18 protein-coding genes are annotated in these 19,092 nt (G+C 35.9%); all 18 read left to right on the top strand.

What is annotated here, in order from left to right; translation table 11 throughout:
- Positions 1–2 precede the first annotated feature (2 nt).
- Positions 3–674 (top strand): sulfite exporter TauE/SafE family protein, encoded by a 672-nt coding sequence (locus Q0X52_RS03830; RefSeq protein WP_297575088.1) that lies wholly within the window; start codon positions 3–5, stop codon positions 672–674.
- Entirely contained in the window at positions 667–1,908 is a 1,242-nt protein-coding gene (locus Q0X52_RS03825) for a PAS domain S-box protein (RefSeq protein ID WP_297575085.1), read from the top strand. Before Q0X52_RS03830 ends, Q0X52_RS03825 begins: the two co-directional genes overlap by 8 nt.
- On the top strand, positions 1,901–2,590 hold the full coding sequence (locus Q0X52_RS03820) for a response regulator transcription factor (RefSeq protein WP_297575082.1): 690 nt from the start codon (positions 1,901–1,903) through the stop codon (positions 2,588–2,590). The genes Q0X52_RS03825 and Q0X52_RS03820 overlap by 8 nt, the downstream gene beginning before the upstream one ends.
- 89 nt (positions 2,591–2,679) lie before the next feature.
- On the top strand, positions 2,680–4,146 hold the full coding sequence (gene ccoN, locus Q0X52_RS03815; protein WP_297575079.1) for a cytochrome-c oxidase, cbb3-type subunit I: 1,467 nt from the start codon (positions 2,680–2,682) through the stop codon (positions 4,144–4,146).
- 15 nt (positions 4,147–4,161) lie between these two features.
- Positions 4,162–4,827 (top strand): cytochrome-c oxidase, cbb3-type subunit II, encoded by a 666-nt coding sequence (gene ccoO / locus Q0X52_RS03810; RefSeq protein ID WP_297575076.1) that lies wholly within the window; start codon positions 4,162–4,164, stop codon positions 4,825–4,827.
- Between the two features lie 10 nt (positions 4,828–4,837).
- Complete coding sequence (locus Q0X52_RS03805) at positions 4,838–5,077, top strand: cytochrome c oxidase, cbb3-type, CcoQ subunit (RefSeq protein WP_297575073.1); 240 nt, start codon at positions 4,838–4,840, stop codon at positions 5,075–5,077.
- Positions 5,074–5,931 carry a cbb3-type cytochrome c oxidase N-terminal domain-containing protein gene (locus tag Q0X52_RS03800; protein ID WP_297575070.1) on the top strand — a complete coding sequence of 286 codons (858 nt, stop codon included), beginning with the start codon at positions 5,074–5,076 and terminating at the stop codon, positions 5,929–5,931. The genes Q0X52_RS03805 and Q0X52_RS03800 overlap by 4 nt, the downstream gene beginning before the upstream one ends.
- Before the next feature lie 13 nt (positions 5,932–5,944).
- Positions 5,945–6,163 carry a DUF4006 family protein gene (locus Q0X52_RS03795; protein ID WP_297575068.1) on the top strand — a complete coding sequence of 73 codons (219 nt, stop codon included), beginning with the start codon at positions 5,945–5,947 and terminating at the stop codon, positions 6,161–6,163.
- Between the two features lie 10 nt (positions 6,164–6,173).
- Positions 6,174–6,275: a hypothetical protein gene (locus Q0X52_RS07900; RefSeq protein WP_367173573.1), complete on the top strand. Its 102-nt coding sequence runs from the start codon at positions 6,174–6,176 to the stop codon at positions 6,273–6,275.
- 5 nt (positions 6,276–6,280) lie between these two features.
- The gene (locus tag Q0X52_RS03790) at positions 6,281–6,880 is read left to right on the top strand and encodes a hypothetical protein (protein ID WP_297575065.1); all 600 of its coding nucleotides are present in this window, start codon (positions 6,281–6,283) and stop codon (positions 6,878–6,880) included.
- Positions 6,877–7,377, top strand: coding sequence for a hypothetical protein (locus Q0X52_RS03785; protein ID WP_297575061.1), 501 nt, complete (start codon positions 6,877–6,879; stop codon positions 7,375–7,377). The genes Q0X52_RS03790 and Q0X52_RS03785 overlap by 4 nt, the downstream gene beginning before the upstream one ends.
- Complete coding sequence (locus Q0X52_RS03780) at positions 7,377–9,716, top strand: PD-(D/E)XK nuclease family protein (RefSeq protein WP_297575059.1); 2,340 nt, start codon at positions 7,377–7,379, stop codon at positions 9,714–9,716. The genes Q0X52_RS03785 and Q0X52_RS03780 overlap by 1 nt, the downstream gene beginning before the upstream one ends.
- Entirely contained in the window at positions 9,640–12,630 is a 2,991-nt protein-coding gene (locus Q0X52_RS03775) for a RecB-like helicase (protein WP_297575056.1), read from the top strand. The genes Q0X52_RS03780 and Q0X52_RS03775 overlap by 77 nt, the downstream gene beginning before the upstream one ends.
- Before the next feature lie 83 nt (positions 12,631–12,713).
- On the top strand, positions 12,714–13,145 hold the full coding sequence (gene rplM, locus Q0X52_RS03770) for a 50S ribosomal protein L13 (protein ID WP_297575054.1): 432 nt from the start codon (positions 12,714–12,716) through the stop codon (positions 13,143–13,145).
- Positions 13,145–13,537, top strand: a complete 393-nt coding sequence (rpsI, locus tag Q0X52_RS03765) for a 30S ribosomal protein S9 (RefSeq protein ID WP_297575051.1) — start codon at positions 13,145–13,147, stop codon at positions 13,535–13,537. Before rplM ends, rpsI begins: the two co-directional genes overlap by 1 nt.
- 19 nt (positions 13,538–13,556) lie before the next feature.
- Entirely contained in the window at positions 13,557–14,576 is a 1,020-nt protein-coding gene (locus Q0X52_RS03760) for an OmpA family protein (RefSeq protein WP_297575048.1), read from the top strand.
- A 12-nt stretch (positions 14,577–14,588) separates the two neighbouring features.
- Positions 14,589–15,239: an HAD family hydrolase gene (locus Q0X52_RS03755; protein WP_297575045.1), complete on the top strand. Its 651-nt coding sequence runs from the start codon at positions 14,589–14,591 to the stop codon at positions 15,237–15,239.
- A 131-nt stretch (positions 15,240–15,370) separates the two neighbouring features.
- The gene (gene nifJ, locus Q0X52_RS03750) at positions 15,371–18,955 is read left to right on the top strand and encodes a pyruvate:ferredoxin (flavodoxin) oxidoreductase (protein ID WP_297575043.1); all 3,585 of its coding nucleotides are present in this window, start codon (positions 15,371–15,373) and stop codon (positions 18,953–18,955) included.
- Positions 18,956–19,092 lie beyond the last annotated feature (137 nt).

The following is a 19,092-nucleotide window of genomic DNA, read 5'->3' as shown; positions in this document are numbered from 1 at the left end:
AAATGAGCGAGTTATTAGTTGCAACGGTTTTATCATCATTTTTATTGAGCGTTGGACACTGCATTGGGATGTGTGGCGGTTTTGTCATAGCCTACTCTTCAAAGCTATCGGGTTTTGACAAAACAACAGCAGCTCTTTATTCTTTGGGCTATCATTTAGCAAGAGTTTCTGCCTATGTTTTGCTTGGATTTTTAGTTGGATTTTTTGGAATGTTTATTAGCTTTAGTCCAAAAGTTGGAGGTTTTATCCATTTTTTAGTTGGTCTTTTTTTGGCTTTTGTTGGAGCTGCTTTTATCTTAAGAGGCAATCTTTTGAAATTTATAGAAAACGACAAGTTGTGGCTTAAGTTTTTTAGCAAACCTACAAAAAAAGCGCTTCAAAGCAACTCACTTCGCTCTCTTTTGCTACTTGGATTTTTAAATGGCTTTTTGCCCTGTGGAGTAGTTTATACCTTTTTAGCAACGGCATTTTTATCCAAAAGTGTAATTAGTGCAACTCTTATAATGTTTGCCTTTGGTGTTGCAACTATACCTGTGATGTTTGGGATCTCTTTGGTAAGCTCTTTTTTAAATTTCAAATTTCAAAAAACTATGCTTTTTATCTCATCGGCACTAATAATAGTCTTTGGTATCTACAACTCATTTTTAGGCTTTAGGGAGGTGGTAAATGGTTAGTGATGCACTTAGGCTTAAACAATACAAAGATGTAATTGAGGCAAACAACATTGTCTCAAAGACAGATCCACAAGGAATTATAACCTTTGTAAATGATGAGTTTTGTAAAATTAGTGGCTATAGCAAAGAGGAGCTAATAGGCTCCAATCACAACATAATTCGCCATCCAGATGTTAGCAAAGAGACCTTTAAAAAGCTTTGGGAAACCATCCTTTCAAAAAAAGTCTATAGAGGAATTGTAAAAAATAGAGCAAAAGATGGCACGGCCTTTTACCTAAATGCCACAATTATCCCAATTCTTGATGAAAATGGCGATATAGAAGAGTTTATTGCCATTAGGCACAATATCACAGAAGTTGTAAGGCTAAACGAGCGACTTATCAAAATCAAAACTGAGTTAAAAGAGCTAAATGCAAAGCTTGAAAAGAGAGTAAGAGAGCAGACAAAAGAGCTTTTGGAGCTAAACAAATCCCTAGAAAAGCGTATAAAGAGCGAAGTTAAAAAAAGCGAAGAGAAAAATCGCATAATGTTTAGGCAGTCAAGACTTGCTAGCATGGGCGAGATGATAGCAAATATTGCTCATCAGTGGCGTCAGCCATTAAATGAACTTAGCATTGTCCTTTTCAACCTAAAAAGTCAAAGAGATGATGAAGATAAATTTGCGCAAAGTTATGATAAGTCAAAACACATCATCAAAAATATGTCAAAAACTATAGATGACTTTAGCAATTTTTTCAACTCAAATAAGGGCAAGGACTATTTTTTGGTTAGCCAGCCGATAGAGGACTCTATCGCTATGCTTAGTGCAACACTTCAAAAAGAAAATATCGAGCTAGAGGTAAATTTAGAAGAAGAAGCTACTGTTTATGGTATAAGAAGTGAGCTTATGCAAGTCATTATAAATCTCATAGGCAACGCCAAAGATGCTCTAAAAAAAGATAAAGTTAGCCAAAAGATTATAAAAATTTCAACAAAGATTGTAAAAAATCACGAAAAAGAGTTTGTCTATATAGGCATAAGTGACAATGCCAAAGCGATTAAAAAGGAGCTAATAGACAAAATTTTTGAGCCATATTTTACTACAAAACATCAAAATATAGGAACTGGACTTGGACTTTATATGAGCAAGATGATAATAGATAGTATGAATGGCGAAATAGATATAGACAATAAAAAAAACTGCGTTACATTTATAATAAAATTACCAATAATAAAGGAGTATGGCAATGAGTAATGTTTTAAAACAGCTTTCCATTCTTGTTGTAGAGGATGAAAAAGATACTAGAGAACTTATGGTAGAGGCACTTGAAGGTGTTTTTGATAAAGTTATTGTGGCTCAAAATGGCGATGAAGGGACAAAGAAATTTAAAAAATTTAATCCAAATTTAGTAGTGACAGATATCACAATGCCAATAGTTGATGGGCTGGATATGGCAAAGGCTATTAGAGAGATTTCGCCTCAAACACCAATAATTATGCTTAGTGCATATAGCGACAAAAAGAAGCTTCTAAAGGCTATAGATGTTGGTGTTACAAAATATCTTTTAAAGCCAATAGATATTGAAGAGTTTTTAAAAGCAATAGAAGATATCGCGGTAGAGAAGATAAATAGCGCCGATCACATTAAGATTAGAGATGGACTTTATTTTAGTGAGGTTAAAAAGGTTCTTATAGAAAATGGAAAAGAGGTCCCACTTACTAAAAAAGAGCTAGCTTTTGTATCGCTGCTTACAAGTAGGATAGGGGTTATTGTTTCAATGGATGATATTAGGCAAAATATCTGGTTTGGAGAGAAGGTGACAGACGCTGCTATTAGAACTTTTATCAAAAGAGTAAGAGATAAGATAGGGCAGGACACTATTGTCAATATTTCTGGGCTTGGATATAAAATGGAAAAAGTTGATGACAATTCTTAAGCAAATTAAGCTAAAATCTAGTTTTGAAACAATATAATTACATTGTTTTTATTAACAAATTGTTTAATTATTTTAAATAGGAGGTTTCGATGCGACCTAGTAATGCGTTAAGCTATGACTATACAGTCGCCAAGTGGTTTATGTACACTACGGTACTGTTTGGTATCATCGGTATGGGTGTTGGAACACTTATAGCATTCCAACTTGCATATCCTGATCTAAACTATATTGCAGGTGAATATGGACTTTATGGTCGTCTTAGACCGCTACATACCAATGGAGTGGTTTATGGGTTTATGCTATCAGGTATCTTTTCAACCTGGTATTATGTTGGACAAAGAGTTTTAAAAGTCTCCATCAGCGAGTCTAAATTTCTTACAGTTTTATCAAGACTGCATTTTTGGCTCTACTTCATACTAATTCTTTTAGCTGTTGTTACCTTGCTTATGGGTTATACTCAGTCAAAAGAGTATTCAGAGCTTGAGTGGCCTTTGGATCTTTTAGTTGTTGTTGTTTGGGTTCTTTGGGGTGTAAATATCTTTGGACTTATAGGAATTAGAAGAGAAAAAACTCTTTATATCTCAGTTTGGTACTACATAGCAGCATTTTTGGGTGTTGCAATGCTCTATCTTTTCAACAATATGTCTGTTCCTACTACAATCCTCTCAGGTATGGGCGATTGGATGAAATCAGTTTCAATGTATGCAGGAACCAATGACGCATTAGTACAGTGGTGGTTTGGACACAATGCTGTTGCATTTGTCTTTACAGTTGCTATCATTGCACAAGTTTATTACTTTTTACCAAAAGAGAGTGGCCAACCAGTATTTTCATATAAGTTGTCATTATTTTCATTTTGGGGCTTAATGTTTTTGTATTTGTGGGCAGGCGGACACCACTTGATCTACTCTACAGTGCCTGACTGGATGCAAACAATGGGATCAGTCTTCTCAGTTGTTCTTATTCTACCTTCATGGGGTTCAGGAATCAACATCCTACTTACTATGAGAGGCGAGTGGAATCAACTAAGAGAAAATCCTCTAATCAAATTTATGATACTAGCAAGCACATTCTATATGTTCTCAACACTAGAGGGACCAATCCTTTCAATCAAATCAGTAAATGCTTTGGCACACTTTACAGATTGGATTCCAGGACACGTTCACGATGGTACTTTGGGATGGGTTGGATTTATGACAATTGCTGCAATGTATCATATGGCACCAAGAATATTCAAACGTGAACTATATTCTAAAAAACTTATGGAAGCACAATTTTGGATTCAAACTACAGGTATAGTGCTATTTTTCTCATCAATGTGGATTGCAGGTATTACTCAAGGTATGATGTGGAGAGCAGTAGATGAGTTTGGAGTTTTGGCATATTCATTTAATGATACTGTTTTAGCACTTATTCCATTCTTCTGGATTAGAGCAATCGGCGGTCTTTTATATCTTATAGGTTTCTTTATGTTTGCTTATAACTTATATAAATCAGCCGCTTCAAGCAAAGCTATCGATGCAGAACCAGCAAATGCATCACCGATGGCAGCTTAAGGTAAGGGGGTTATTATGTTTAGATGGTTAGAAAACAATCCATTCTTTTTCGCAGTAGCGGTATTTGTTGTAATTGCCTATGCAGGTATTGTTGAGATTTTACCAGACTTTGCCAATAGCGCAAGACCAATAGAGGGTAGAAAACCTTACACTGCTTTAGAGCTTGCAGGACGACAAGTTTATATAGCCAACAGCTGTAATGCATGTCACTCACAGTTGATTAGACCATTTAAGTCAGAAACTGACAGATATGGTGCTTATTCAAAAAGTGGTGAATTTGCTTATGATAGACCATTCTTATGGGGTTCAAAGAGAACCGGTCCAGATCTTATGAGAGTTGGCAAAACCAAAACTACAGATTGGCACGAACACCATATGCTAGATCCTAAAGGCACTGTACAAGGTAGTATTATGCCAGGATATAAGCACTTATTTGATAAAAATGCTGATTTAAAAACTGCTTATGCTGAGGCACTAACTGTTAAAAAAGCCTTCAACGTTCCATATGACAAACCAGGTATGCCAGCACTTGGCACTTGGGAAGAGGCAGAAAAACAGATGATGAGCGAAGCTGGCAAGGTTGTTAGTCAGATGAAAGATGAAGATGTCAAAGAGGCCTTTAAAAGAGGCGAAGTTAGACAGATAGTTGCGTTAATCGCATATTTAAATAGCTTAAAATAAGGACAAATTTATGGATGTGGATACTATTAGAATGATACAAGGCGTGGCTTTTATTGTATTAGTTATATTTTTGACCATGGTTTTGTATGCATATTGGTTTCACCTAAAGCGATCTGAAAAAGAGGGCTATAGAGATTATGAAAAATATGGCAATCTAGCGTTGGATGATAGTATTGATGATGAGCCTATAGAGCCAAGATATCCATATCCTAAAAGAGATGAAGATGCTAAAAAGGAGCTTGAAAAATGAAATTTTTAAATTTGCAAGACCATATTAACCTGCTAACCATCTTAGCTGCTATTGCGCTGTTTGTAGTTACCTTTTATGTAGTAGGAATCTACCTCAAACAGATGAAAGAGAAACAATCAGCCCAAAGCAAAGAGTTTGAGGATAGTTGGGACGGTATAGGTGAGGGAAGAAATCCACTTCCTATAGGTTGGAGTATATGCTTTGTTGCTATGATAGTTTGGGCAATTTGGTATTATTTAGTTGGTTATCCGCTAAATTCTTATTCACAAATCGGCGAGTATAACGATGAGGTAAAGGTATATAATGAGAAATTTGAGGCCAAATTTGCTAACCCAACAGAGCAAACTCTAACAGATATGGGTGAAGGTTTATATTTGGTTGAGTGTTTTATTTGCCACGGAATCAATGCTAGAGGTATCAATGGCAAAGCTGCTGACCTTACAGTGTGGGGAACAGAGCAAGGATTGATTGATAGTATTAACAAGGGATCACGTGGTTTAGGATATCCATTGGGTGAGATGACAGCAGAGCTTGTAGATAAGAGTGATGCACCAGCTGTTGCTGCATATGTCGCACAAGAGATTTCCGCTATTAAAAAGACATCACGTCCTGATCTAGTAGAGAAGGGCAAAGAGCTATTTTTGGTCTGTTCTGCATGCCATGGAGAAGATGGCAAAGGTATGGACGGAATGGCACCAGATCTTACAAAATATGGTTCTCCTGATTTTGTAGTTGATGTTTTAAATAGAGGAAAGGCTGGAAATATCGGAGAGATGCCTAGTTATACAGATGGAAGAATCTCAGATATCCAAAAAAGAGCGCTTGGTTATTACATCAAATCAATAAATAAGTAGAAAGGGGGAAGCTATGGAAAATCAAAATAGAAATGTATTTGGACTACATGGCGTAACAGGTATGCTTATAGCTACAGTTTTGCTGCTTTCTATCTTAGTGGGGCTTACTATTTGGGGAATAAAAGTTCAACAAGAGGTTGCAGATAAACCATATACTTTGCAAAATCCTCAGGATGTTCATATGAAATCAAATATGGATGTTGCAAAAAAGACTATGGTTATAAAAGAGTAGGAGAGTTATTATGGGAAATATATTAGAAAAGTCAATATTAATTGGATTAATTATTAGTGCTATAGTATGTGCATGGTCAGTTCTTACTCAAAACAACCTATTTATAGGTTAGTTATTTTGAAAAAAATAATCATGAGTGCCATTTTTGGCACTCTTTTGTCATTCTCATTTTTATTTGGTGAAAAAATCATCCTAGAAAATCAATCTGTTTTAAATGAAAAAGCGGTCAATGAGATAGAGCTTATAGGAAATGAGCTTTATGATAAAAGTGCTGTTTTTTTGGGTGTTGTAGCTATTGAGAAATTACAAAATGGAGAGTTTTTATATCAAGCTGCTAAAAAATATCGCAATATGCTAAAAAACAGAGAGTATGCATTTGTAATGATATCTAAAGAGGACAAGCAGATAGATATCTACACATCAGACAATTTTCACTATTTTGACAAAGAGCAAGTTCTTAGCCCAATGCCAAGCAAAGGGACAATTCTTCCAATTTTAACTTCAAAAAAGGGCGGAGCAAATGTCTATAGCGCCGCTATTTTCAATGGATATGCTGATATGGCTGAGCAGATAGCCAAAAATAAGGGCATTACTTTGGAACATAGCGTAGGCAATACCAATAGAAACTTCATAAATGTCATTAGATTTATCTTTTATGGCACTATTGTTTTGGTTATAGTTGCGGCAGTTTATTTTAAATTTAGAGGTAAGAGATGAGCAAGCAAGAAAAAGAGCAGAAAAAGACATTTTGGCCCTATGCTATATTGCTATCCATAATAGCAATAGCAATTGCTTGTATAGCAACGGTGATAGTGTCGCTAAACTATCCAGTTTATATGGATGATTTTTATCTAGATAGTTATGGAAATGTAGATAAAAATTATAACCAGATTCAGCTCTCTCAACAGAAATTTGATGAGAATTTTAAGTTGAAGCTTTTGGAAAATTCATTCTCCAACAAAAAAAGTATCAATCTTGAGCTAAAAATCAACTCTTTTGGCGACAAAACTATCACAAACAAAGAGCTTTTGATAACTACTCCATATAGCAGTGAGTTTGATCAAAGACCACCAGCCACGATAAAAGATGGCACTCTTAAGGTAGATCCTATAAACTTAACAAAAGTTGGAAGATATCAACTCATCTTAAAGCTAACTGATTCTGATGGCAATGTTGGATTTTTTAAATTTGAGTTTTTTGTAGGCAATGATTGATGAGACTTTTAGTCTTTTCAAACAGTAGAAAGATAAGGGCACAAAGAGAACTTTTTAGCGATGGTTTTATTCCAGAGCTTATGACTATTGGCGAGTTTTTTAAAACTCTCCTCTATCACAAAAACCTAAAAGAGTGTGATGAGATAAGTAGAATTATCTTTATGCAAGAGGCTATCAAGCAGACTCGCATAAACTCTGCCTATCTAAACATTCCAACCACTTTTTACGCCTTTTTAAAAAACAGCCATTATCTTTTTTCGTTTTTTAAAGAGCTTGGTTATATGAGAGTTAGGATAGATGATCTTAGGCTAAGCGATACTTATGCAAATTATGATGAACACCTAGATATTTTAGAGGAGCTTTTGACTAACTACAAGGCGCTTCTTAAAAAAAATGGCTTTTATGATGAGATTACGATTTGCGATGAATTTGAGATAAATAGTGAGTTTTTAGAGCAGTTTAGTCAAATTTGCTTTACAGTTGATGGAGTTTTGACGAAATTTGAGATATTGCTTCTAAAAGAGGTGGCAAAGTTTTGCAAGATCGAGTTAAATTTTGAACTAAATCATCTTCTTTTAAAAAACTTATTAGATTTTGGAGTTACAAAAACTCTACAAATTGGACTAAATTACAGGCTAAATTTAAAGACAAAAGAGATAGTAGAGATAGAGAGCCAAAAAAGCCAAAAACCACTTATCTACCTTAAACAATTCCCAAAAAGAGCAATGCAGGCCTTTTATGTTTTTGAAAAGATCTCTACCTTTATAAAAGATGGCGTTGATCCTACAAATATAGCAGTTATCTTGCCAGATGAGAGTTTTGCCACTCTTTTGAAGGAGCTAGATAGCGCCAATATGCTAAATTTTGCCATGGGTATTCCGCTAAGCTCGGCTCTTTTTGCAAGAGTGCTGCTTTGTATTAAGGAGAGCATAGATCAAGAGCTTGATATAGAGATAAAAAAAGATTATTTTAAAGAGGCTGATGAATATAGGCTAGAAGATGTTTTTTTAAACAACATAGAGCTAGATTGCAAATTTGTAGAGATGATAAGAGAGCTTTATAACAAAGAGTGCGATTATGAGAAGTTTTATGAGATTATAAACTCTTTGCTTATCCAAACTTCAAATACCAACTATCTAAAAGAGCTAAAACAAGAGCTTTATGAAATTGAGCTTTTATCTAAGAGATATAAGTTTAAGCTAGCCGATCTGATTGAGATTTTGCTTTTGAAGATAGGGAGGATAAAGATAGATCACGTAGGTGGCGGAAAGGTTAGTGTTATCGGACTTTTGGAGAGTAGAGGTATGAAATTTAGCCACCTTATCATAGTTGATTTTTGCGACAATCTCGTTCCAAAAAGAGAGATAAACGATATGTTTATAAATAGCTCTGTAAGGCAACATGCAGGGCTAATTGGTAGGCTTGATAGAGAGGAGTTGCAAAGATTTTACTATCAAAGTGCCATTTTAAACTCCAAAGTAACAGCCATCTCCTATCACACAGAAGATGGTTTAATTCCATCAAGATTTTTGCTTAGTCTAGATACGATAGATGATAAAAATTACTCTATAAATGACTATTTAGAGCTATTTAAGGGCAGTTTGAAAGCTAGAGTTTATGATGATAGTAGCGAGTTTATAATAGCTCATGATTTTTTTAAAGAGCCACTCTCTTTTAGCAGACTGAAGTGTTTTAGTGACTGCCCAAAAAAGTATGCCTACTGCTACATAAAAAATCTCTCGCCCGCCAAAACTATCTCTCTTAGTTCAATGAATGCGGGATTAATTTTGCATAAAGCATTTGAAGAGAGCTATAAATTTAACAAAAATAGTTTTGACTTTGATAAATTTAAAGAGCTCTTTAGCTCTTTGGCAAAAGACAAGCTCCCTTTGCTTGAGATAGAGCTTATCCTTAAGAAAAGTAAAGATTTGGCATCTATTTTAAAACTTCACCATGATGATGGTTGGAGTGTCTATGCAGTTGAGCAAAATATAGAGTCAGTTTTATTTGAAGGAGTTGCTCTAAAGGGACGTATTGATAGGATTGACAAAAGAGGCGATGAGTTTTTTATCATCGACTACAAGCTTGGCGATGGCAATTCTAGCTCTTTACAACTTCCATTTTACCAAGCAATTTGTGGGTTAAAAGATGTAAAAGTAGCATATCTATCTTTAAAGAGTGCCAAATTTATCGGCAGTTCCAAGAGCTTGGAGGATTTAAAAGTAGCAATTGATGAGTTGAAACAAATTTCAGGCAAAGAGTTTGAGTTTGCCCCAACCACCAACACCACAACTTGCCAATATTGCGGCTACAAAAATATCTGTAAGCAGGAAAGTTAAGATGAAAGATAGATTTTTGGCGCTTGAGGCAAGTGCAGGAAGTGGAAAGACCTTTGCCATCGCAGTTAGATATATCGAACTTTTTTTAAGCGGTGCAAATAGCTCTGAAATTTTGGCCTTGACCTTTACTAGAAAAGCAACAGCGCAGATGAAAGAGCGCATAATAGATACTTTTTTAAATTTACAAGACAAAGAGGCAGAGCAGCTAGAGTTAGCAAAGGCGCTAAATATCGACAAAGCCAAACTATCCAACCAAAAAACCAATCCTCTCATCAAGCTAAGAGATGAAAATTTAAAGAGATTTTTAAACTCAGAGATTAAGATATTTACCTTTGATGCCTTTTTCTCTTTGATACTTCGCTCTTTTGCACTTAAATTTGGGATAAATTCCAACTTTTTAACTGTTGATGACTTGAGTGATATTGTAAAAAGAGAGTTTCAAAAGGAGCTTGAAAAGGACAGAGAGGCTCTTGATGAGGTTGTTGAATATCTCTATTTTGATACAAATTTGGATAGATTTTTAATAACGCTTGAGTATTTTTATAGTCAAATGAACTTTACGAAAAAAAGTTCGCCATACCCAAATTTGGAGCATTTAAACAGAAGTTTAAAAAAGCTAGAGGGTTTTTTAAAAAATAGCATTTCAAATTTGGAGATAGAGCTATCGCAAGCCACTACAAAAACCGCCATTTCAGACCTTTCTAAGACTATCAATCAAGCATCAAAGCTAATAGATGAGCTAAAGCAAAGTCCAAAAGAGCTACTTGGTAGGCCTTTTATACAAAGAGAGACACTAAACTACTCAACATTTAAAAAGATTTATGAAGTTGATCGTTCGATAGATTCGCTAGTTGGCGAGATAAAAGAGGAGCTAAGAAGATATTTTAACGAGCTTGAAGAGTATAAGCTCTACAAACTAAGCAAAGTTTTAGATCTCTACAAAAGGGCGAAATCCAACATCTACTCAAGGCTAAACACTCTAACTTTTGGAGATCTTTCAACATTAGTTTTCAACCTCTTAAGCGATGAAGAGGTCATTAATACCATCTATTTTAGGTTAGATAGCAGGATAAATCACATCCTAATAGACGAGTTTCAAGATACGAGCGTAAAGCAATATCAAATTTTAAAGCCGCTAATTAGTGAGATTTTGGCTGGATATGGACAAAAAGGTGTTGGTAGCTTTTTTTATGTTGGCGATATAAAGCAGAGCATTTATCGTTTTCGTGATGGTAAAAAAGAGCTTTTTAACATATTGGCAAATGAGTATAAGCAGATAGAGAAGAAAAATCTTGACTACAACTATAGAAGCTATAAGGCGATTGTAAGCTTTGTAAATGCTGTTTTTAAAGACAAAATAGATGGCTACACCATTCAAAAAATCCCGCAAAATAAAGATTTTAAGGATACTTTACAAGAGGATATAGAGAAAAATAGGGCACTTTTAAAAGAGTCCAAAACCAATCCCTACTTCAATGTAGAGGGTGATGAGTATGGCTATATAAAGATTCAAGAGGTAGAAAATGCCAAAGAAAATCTCTTAAAAGAGGCTGTTGCAAAGGTAGAGTTTCTTTTAGAAAATGGCGCAAGCCCAGAGCAAATAGCGATACTTTGTTGGAAAAACAAAGAGATAGATGAACTATCAGTACTTTTAAAAGAGAAAAAAATCCCATTTAACTCAGAAAGTAGTGAGCTTTTAGTTTGTCATCCTTTGGTTTTTGCGATTTTAGAGTATGCAAGATATTTAGTTACAAAAGAGGAAATTTACAAAGAGAGCCTTAAGCGAATTACTGGCAAAACTCATAAATTTATCACTCTTGATAAGAAAAAAAGCACGATGGAAAACATCAACTACATCAGAGAGCAGCTTGGTATTGGGCTTGAGGATAGCAATGTTTTAAAACTTATAGAGATTGCTTCTGAGTATAAAGATATAAGCGAGCTTGCCTTTTCCAAAATCGCGGTCAAAAAAGATGAAAGCAAAGAAAAGGGTATCAATCTCTTGACATTTCACAAGTCAAAGGGGCTTGAGTATAACCATGTCATAATTTGTGACAAAAACTCAAGAGATACAGCCGATTTTAACGAGTTTATCTATGAGTATGATAGCCAAAATGGCTGGGAGATAAAGCTTAGAGTTTCTGGTAGAGAATTTGTAGATAACAGCTACAAAGAACTTTCGGAAAAGATTGCGCTGCTTAATAGAGAAGAGCTTTTAAATATCCTATATGTTGGCTTTACAAGGGCCAAAAAGTCACTCATCATACTAAAGTCAGACAACAGCAGCTCACTTCTTTCGTTCAAAAAGGACAAAGAGGCGCTTTTAGAGCTGGAGGATTTTGAGTTTGGTATGGTTTTGAAAGATATTATAAGCAGCAAAGAAGAGGGTGGAGCTCAAAAGAAGATTGAGTTAGCAAAGGTTGAAAGACAGAAGATAAAAGATCTCAAAGAGGAGCCACTAGATAGCAATATTCACGCCATAAACTATGGTATTGCGCTTCACTACACCTTGCAAATGAGTGGAGATTTTACAAAAGATCTCATAGAAAAAGCGGTGCAAAAGAGCAAAAGCAGATATGGTAAATTTTTGCAAGAGGATGACTTTGCCGATATAAAGAGGCGAGTTTTTTCGCTTTGTGATAACGTGAAATTTAAAGAGCTTTTAAGTGGCTCTGAAATTTACAAAGAGCGCTCTATCAAGGTAGGCGGCAAGTTTATAAGACTAGATCTACTTCTTGTAAAGGAGAGTGAAGTTATTGTTGTTGATTATAAGAGCGGACTTGGCTTTGTAGAGGCCAATCAAGAGCAAGTTAGCTTCTATAAAGAGGTTTTAGCCTCGTTTTATAAAGACAAAATAATAAAAGCCTACATCATACGACTTTTAGAAGATGAGGTAAGGATAAATTTAGTTTAAAATATACTTAAATTAAGCTATCTATAAGTATAACTTCATTACAATAACAACTTATTAAATTTATTTCAAAAAGAAGGCATAACATGACAAAAAGTATAAAATCCAGCCAAGTAGAGCGTGACTGGGTAGTTATCGATGCTACCGATAAAATCTTTGGTAGAATGCTAACTCAAATCGCTACTTTACTAAGAGGAAAACACAAACCTTGCTATACACCAAATGTAGATTGTGGCGACTATGTAGTTGTTATAAATGCTTCAAAGGCAATTTATACAGGGGCAAACAAAGGTAGCGACAAACTATATCATAGACATTCAGGCTATTTTGGAAGCGTAAAAAGTGAGAAATTTGAAGATCTTTTAAAAGACAATCCAGTAAAACTTTATAGACTTGCAGTTAGAGGAATGCTTCCAAAGACAAAGCTTGGAAAAGAGATGATTAAAAAATTAAAAGTATATGAGGGAAGTGAACATCCTCACACCGCTCAAACCAATACACAAAAAGGAAATAAATAATGGCTTCTATAGTTTATGCAACAGGTAAAAGAAAAAGAGCAGTAGCTAAGGTATGGTTGAAGCCAGGAAGTGGCAAGATCGTAGTAAATGGTAAAGATCTAAACTCATGGTTAGGCGGTCACGAGGCAGCAAAACTAAAAGTTGTCCAACCACTATTGGTAACCAAACAAGAGAGCTTAATGGACGTTGTCTCTACTACATTTGGTGGCGGCTTCAATGCACAAGCAGAAGCTTTAAGACATGGAATCTCAAGAGCACTTTCACAACTTGATAGTGACTTTAGAGCACTTTTAAAACCGCAAGGACTCTTAACTAGGGATAGTAGAGTTGTTGAGCGAAAGAAATTTGGTAGAAAGAAGGCAAGAAAGAGCCCACAATTCTCTAAGAGATAATTTTTTAAAAGGGTGGAAAATGAAAAAGAGAGTTTTTGTATTAGCTTTGTTGCTATCAGCGTTACTTTTTGGCGATGAGAGCTACTATCATTGGGAATTTACACCAACAGTTGGTGGTGTCTCTGCTAGCCCAAAGAAAGATATAAAGCAAGGAACTCTCTTTTATGGTGGAAAGATTGCCAAAAATACAGCAACCGGTGTGGTTGATCAGTTTGAATTTGGCTATGACTATATAAATTTAAAGCTAAAAGAGAGCGATGCAAAGAGCAAGCTCCATCTCTATCAGATAAATTTAATCAAAAATATAGTCGATTTTAAAGAGCGATTTAAAATTTATGGTCTTCTTGGTGGTGGTTATATTGATGTTAAAAGCGGTGCCAAATCACTCACAAATAGAGGCTTGCAATATGGCGATAGCACCGGTTTTGGTCAGTATGGCTTGGGTATGAAACTCTATATTACTAGAAATTTTGCCGCAAGATTGGAGGCAAGACATGCCATAACTGTTGAAGAGAGGCAAAATCTCTTTTTATATACATTTGGTTTGTCGCTAGATTATGGCAAAAGACACAAAACTTCTATGCTAGATATCTCAAGAAAAAATCTCAAATTCGTAGATAGTGATAAAGATGGGGTTGTTGATAGTCTTGATCTTTGCCCAGACAGTCCAAAGGGAGCTGTAGTAGATGAGTTTGGCTGCGAAAAGATAGTTAGGCTTGGATTGATTTTTAAGAAAAATAGCACAAGAATAAGTCCAAAAGAGCGGCTAGAGATCGAAAAGATTAGCAACTATCTAAAAGAAAATCCCAACTACAAAGTAGTTGTTGAGGGTCACACTGACAATACAGGTAAGCCAACTTATAACCTAAATATCTCCAAAAAAAGAGCAGATGCCGTTGCAGCTGTTTTGGTAGAGCAAGGTATCGCTAAAGAGAGAATTGCAACTATGGGTTTTGGACAAAACATTCCTATTGCTAGCAACAATAGCAAAAAAGGGCGCATAGAAAATAGACGTGTTGAGCTTAAATTTCAAAAATAACTCTTTTTTACTATGAGCCAAAAACCTACAATTCTTTTTGATCTTGACGGAACGTTGCTTGATTCGGCAGAGACTATTTTAGACGCCTTTTACTTTGCTTACAACAAATTTAATCTCCCTTTGCCAAAAGAAGATGAGATAAGGGCGCTTATTGGATATGAGCTTAAAGATATGTTTAAAAAACTAAAAGCAAAAGATGTTGAGGCGATGATTGAGAGCTACTCTTTGCGCTATAAAAGCTCCTATCTTGACAATACCTACTTTTTTAGTGGAGCAAAAGAGGCTGTTTTAGAGGCTTCTAGCTTTGCAGATATTGCAGTTGTTACTACAAAGGCGGCAAGTTCATCAAGACCAATTATGCAAAAAGCAAATCTTAGTGATAAGCTAACTGTCATCGTAGGAAGAGGCGATACAACATATCTAAAGCCCCATCCAGAACCCATTCTAAAAGCGCTCTCTCTTTTAAATAAATCAACCAAAAATGCCTTTATGGTGGGTGATACAAAGCTTGATATGCTTGCAGCAAAGGCAGCAGGAGTTGTTGCCATTGGCGTTAGGTGTGGATATGGCGATAAAGATGAGCTTGCAAAAGAGAGCGACTATCTCTTTGATGATGTAAAAGAGGCGGTTGATTTTATTAAAAAACTGAAACTGACTCTTTAAATTTATAAATACTTTACCAAATATCACAAAATTACAATTTATTTTTAAAAAATTCTCTTTTTAAAGTGCATTATTTTTATAATAATGTTTTTTAATTATAATAGTTAAAAGCTTTTGATTGAGGAGAAAAGATGAGACTAAAAACAATGAAAACCATGGATGGCAATGAGGCGGCAGCCTATGTTTCATATGCCTTTACAGAAGTTGCAGGAATTTATCCTATAACTCCAAGCTCTCCGATGGCTGACTATACAGATGTTTGGGCGAGCAAAGGCAAGAAAAATATTTTTGGAATGCCTGTAAAAGTTGTTGAGATGCAAAGTGAAGGTGGCGCGGCAGGTGTTGTTCATGGCTCACTTCAAGCCGGTGCACTTACTACTACCTACACAGCTTCACAGGGTCTTTTGCTAAAAATCCCAAATATGTATAAGATCGCTGGTCAGCTACTTCCTGGAGTGATACATGTAGCAGCTAGAAGTATCGCCGCCCAGGCCCTCTCTATCTTTGGAGATCATCAAGATATCTATGCTTGCAGGCAGACTGGCTTTGCTATATTGGCAAGTGATAGTGTTCAAGAGATTATGGATATTGGTGGCGTTGCTCATCTTAGCGCTATCAAGGGCAGAGTGCCATTTTTGCACTTTTTTGATGGTTTTAGGACAAGCCATGAGATTCAAAAGGTCGAAGTTATGGACTATAGCCACTTTGAAAGATTGCTAGATAAAGAAGCACTTAATGAGTTTAGAAACAACTCACTAAATCCAGCCAATCCAAAGACAAGAGGCACAGCACAAAACGATGATATCTACTTTCAAACTAGAGAGCTTTCTAACCGCTATTATGACGCTCTTCCTGATATTGTAGAGCGCTATTTAGATGAGATCTCTAAGATAACGGGTAGAATTTACAAACCATTTGTCTATTATGGGGACAAAGAGGCAAGCGATATTATCATTGCTATGGGTTCAGTCAATCAAACTATAGAAGAGGTTGTGGATTTTTTAAATTTACAGGGCAAAAAAGTTGGACTTATAAAGGTGAAGCTCTACAGACCTTTTAGTGTAAAACATCTTCTTAAAGTTCTTCCAGAAAGTGTCAAAAAAATAGCTGTGCTTGACCGCACAAAAGAGCCTGGAAGTATCGGCGAGCCACTCTATCTTGATATCAAAACAGCTCTTTTTGAAAAAAGAGAGCAGGTGGTAATAGTAGGTGGGCGATATGGGCTTAGCTCCAAAGATGTTGATCCATCTCAAATCATCTCAATTTTTGAAAACTTAGAGCAAAACAATCCAAAAGATCACTTTACCATTGGTATAGTAGATGATGTAACAAATAGCTCTTTACCTTTAAAAAAGCGCCTATCTTTGGGAAATGAGGGCGATATTGAGTGCCTCTTTTATGGACTTGGTGCAGATGGAACTGTTGGTGCAAATAAAAACTCAATAAAAATCATCGGCGATAAAACCTCTCTTTATGCGCAAGCCTACTTTGCATATGACTCCAAAAAATCCGGTGGCTATACAAGAAGTCATTTAAGGTTTGGAAAAAAGCCTATCCGTTCAACATATCTAGTATCAACTCCTCACTTTGTCGCCTGTTCTGTTGCTGCCTATCTTGATATTTATGATGTAATTGGTGGCATTAGAGAAAATGGAGTCTTTTTGCTTAATTCCATTTGGGATGAAGAAGAGACTGTAAAAAGGCTTCCAAATAGTGTAAAAAAGATATTGGCAAGCCGCAATATAGAGTTTTATATCATCAACGCCACTAAACTAGCCTATGATATTGGTCTTGGCAATAGAACCAACACCATCATGCAGTCGGCTTTCTTTAAGCTTGCAAACATTATCCCTTTTGATGAGGCAAAGGTTTATATGAAAGAGTTTGCTAAACAAAGTTATGCAAAAAAGGGCGATGCTATAGTCCAGATGAACTATAGAGCCATAGATGAGGGGGCAGATCGTCTTATAAAGGTTGATGTCAAAAAAGAGTGGCTAAATTTAAGCGATGAGCCGCTCTGTGATGATAAATTTGACTCCAAATTTTATAGTAGTCAAAAAGAGCAAAAATTTATAGAAAATATTGTCAAGCCAATAGATAGCGCAAGGGGCGATGAATTGCCTGTTTCTGCCTTTTTAGGCTATGAAGATGGAAGTTTTGAGCCAGGTACTACCAAGTTTGAAAAGCGCGGAGTTAGCGTAGTTGTTCCAAAGTGGATCAAAGAAAACTGTATTCAGTGCAACCAATGTGTCTTTGTCTGTCCGCATGCGGTGATTAGGTCATTTTTGCTAGATAGTGATGATGAGAAAGATTCTCCAGCAACACTCAAAGAAAGAACGCTTGAGGCAAAAGGAAGAGAGCTAAAGGGACTTAAGTATAAAATCCAAGTAAGTCCGCTTGATTGCACAGGCTGTAGGCTTTGTGAGCAAATTTGTCCTAGTAAAGAAAAGTCCCTTATAATGGTCCCACTGCAAGAGCAGTTAGATGAGGGCGAGCAAGAAAATGCCAACTATCTTTTCAATGAAGTCGGCTATAAATCAGAGCTTATAAACAAAGAGAGCGTCAAGGGTGTTGGATTTGCCAAGCCATACTTTGAGTTTCATGCAGCATGTCCAGGGTGCGGTGAGACGCCCTATATCACTCTTATTACTAGACTATTTGGCGATCATATGATAGTTGCAAATGCCACTGGCTGTAGCTCTATATATGGTGGTTCAGCACCATCTACTCCATATACAAAAGATAGCAATGGTAGAGGAGTTGCGTGGGCAAACTCTCTTTTTGAAGACAATGCAGAGTTTGGATTTGGAATGTTTATAGCCAACAAAACTATCCAAGCAAGAGTTGAAAATATCATGAAAAATAACATTGAAGAGGCGCCTAATGAGCTAAAAGAGCTTTTTAATGAGTGGCTTATAGAGAAAAATGATTTTGCCAAGTCAAAACAGATAGCCCAAAAGCTCTCATCTTTGCTTTTAAAATATCAAAATTTAGACTATGCAAAAGAGTTATTGCTTTTAAAAGAGTATCTACCAAAGAGATCACAATGGATCATAGGTGGTGATGGCTGGGCGTATGATATCGGTTTTGGCGGACTTGATCACGTTCTTGCAAGTGGTGAAAATATAAATATGTTGGTGCTTGATACAGAGGTTTATTCAAACACTGGCGGACAAAGCTCAAAAGCTTCAAGAAGTGGCTCTATAGCGCAATTTACAGCCTCTGGTAAGCCTGTTAAAAACAAAGATCTTGGCTATATGATGATGACTTATGGCAATATTTTCATAGCGCAAATTAACTCAAATGCCTCACAAGCAAACACTATAAAAGCAATAGTTGAAGCTGAAGCTTATGATGGCCCAAGTTTAATAATTGCCTACTCACCTTGCATATCTCATGGTATTAAGGGCGGACTTGCAAGCTCGATAGATCAAGCAGCGCTTGCTACAAAGTGCGGATATTGGCCAACTTATACTTATAACCCAGCACTTTTAGCCAAAGGTCAAAATCCACTAAAAATAACTTCAAAAGAGCCAGACTGGGGACTTTATGAGGAGTTTTTGTTAAATGAGGTAAGATATAATTCGCTTAAGAAATTCAATCCTGACCACGCAAAAGAGCTTTTCTTAAAAAACAGGCAAGATGCTAAGTTTAGATATAGACAGTTAAAAAGAGTTGCAGCAGCAGACTTTAGTGATGAGGTGGATGATAGCTAGTCTTTAAAAGTAGTTTAATTTTATTTAGCCACTTTAAATAGTGGCGACTTTCACTTAAATTTGACTCTAAATTTAAGTGAAAGTCCATTAAAAAGGGTGTTGTAAGAGTTATTAAATTATATGAATTTAAGCAATTT

The organism is uncultured Campylobacter sp. (genome assembly GCF_947255105.1).
In the GTDB taxonomy this organism is placed as follows: domain Bacteria; phylum Campylobacterota; class Campylobacteria; order Campylobacterales; family Campylobacteraceae; genus Campylobacter_B.
This window is presented reverse-complemented; position numbering and strand designations above follow the sequence as displayed.

What these genes read in the sequence shown, in the direction of transcription:
- Q0X52_RS03805 (WP_297575073.1), top strand. Translation starts at nt 4,838, where the DNA reads ATGGATGTGGATACTATTAGAATGATACAAGGCGTGGCTTTTATTGTA.
- rplM (WP_297575054.1), top strand. Translation starts at nt 12,714, where the DNA reads ATGACAAAAAGTATAAAATCCAGCCAAGTAGAGCGTGACTGGGTAGTT.
- Q0X52_RS03780 (WP_297575059.1), top strand. Translation starts at nt 7,377, where the DNA reads ATGAGACTTTTAGTCTTTTCAAACAGTAGAAAGATAAGGGCACAAAGA.
- Q0X52_RS07900 (WP_367173573.1), top strand. Translation starts at nt 6,174, where the DNA reads ATGGGAAATATATTAGAAAAGTCAATATTAATTGGATTAATTATTAGT.
- Q0X52_RS03755 (WP_297575045.1), top strand. Translation starts at nt 14,589, where the DNA reads ATGAGCCAAAAACCTACAATTCTTTTTGATCTTGACGGAACGTTGCTT.
- rpsI (WP_297575051.1), top strand. Translation starts at nt 13,145, where the DNA reads ATGGCTTCTATAGTTTATGCAACAGGTAAAAGAAAAAGAGCAGTAGCT.
- ccoN (WP_297575079.1), top strand. Translation starts at nt 2,680, where the DNA reads ATGCGACCTAGTAATGCGTTAAGCTATGACTATACAGTCGCCAAGTGG.
- Q0X52_RS03785 (WP_297575061.1), top strand. Translation starts at nt 6,877, where the DNA reads ATGAGCAAGCAAGAAAAAGAGCAGAAAAAGACATTTTGGCCCTATGCT.
- Q0X52_RS03760 (WP_297575048.1), top strand. Translation starts at nt 13,557, where the DNA reads ATGAAAAAGAGAGTTTTTGTATTAGCTTTGTTGCTATCAGCGTTACTT.
- Q0X52_RS03830 (WP_297575088.1), top strand. Translation starts at nt 3, where the DNA reads ATGAGCGAGTTATTAGTTGCAACGGTTTTATCATCATTTTTATTGAGC.
- ccoO (WP_297575076.1), top strand. Translation starts at nt 4,162, where the DNA reads ATGTTTAGATGGTTAGAAAACAATCCATTCTTTTTCGCAGTAGCGGTA.
- Q0X52_RS03825 (WP_297575085.1), top strand. Translation starts at nt 667, where the DNA reads ATGGTTAGTGATGCACTTAGGCTTAAACAATACAAAGATGTAATTGAG.
- Q0X52_RS03795 (WP_297575068.1), top strand. Translation starts at nt 5,945, where the DNA reads ATGGAAAATCAAAATAGAAATGTATTTGGACTACATGGCGTAACAGGT.
- Q0X52_RS03800 (WP_297575070.1), top strand. Translation starts at nt 5,074, where the DNA reads ATGAAATTTTTAAATTTGCAAGACCATATTAACCTGCTAACCATCTTA.
- Q0X52_RS03820 (WP_297575082.1), top strand. Translation starts at nt 1,901, where the DNA reads ATGAGTAATGTTTTAAAACAGCTTTCCATTCTTGTTGTAGAGGATGAA.
- nifJ (WP_297575043.1), top strand. Translation starts at nt 15,371, where the DNA reads ATGAGACTAAAAACAATGAAAACCATGGATGGCAATGAGGCGGCAGCC.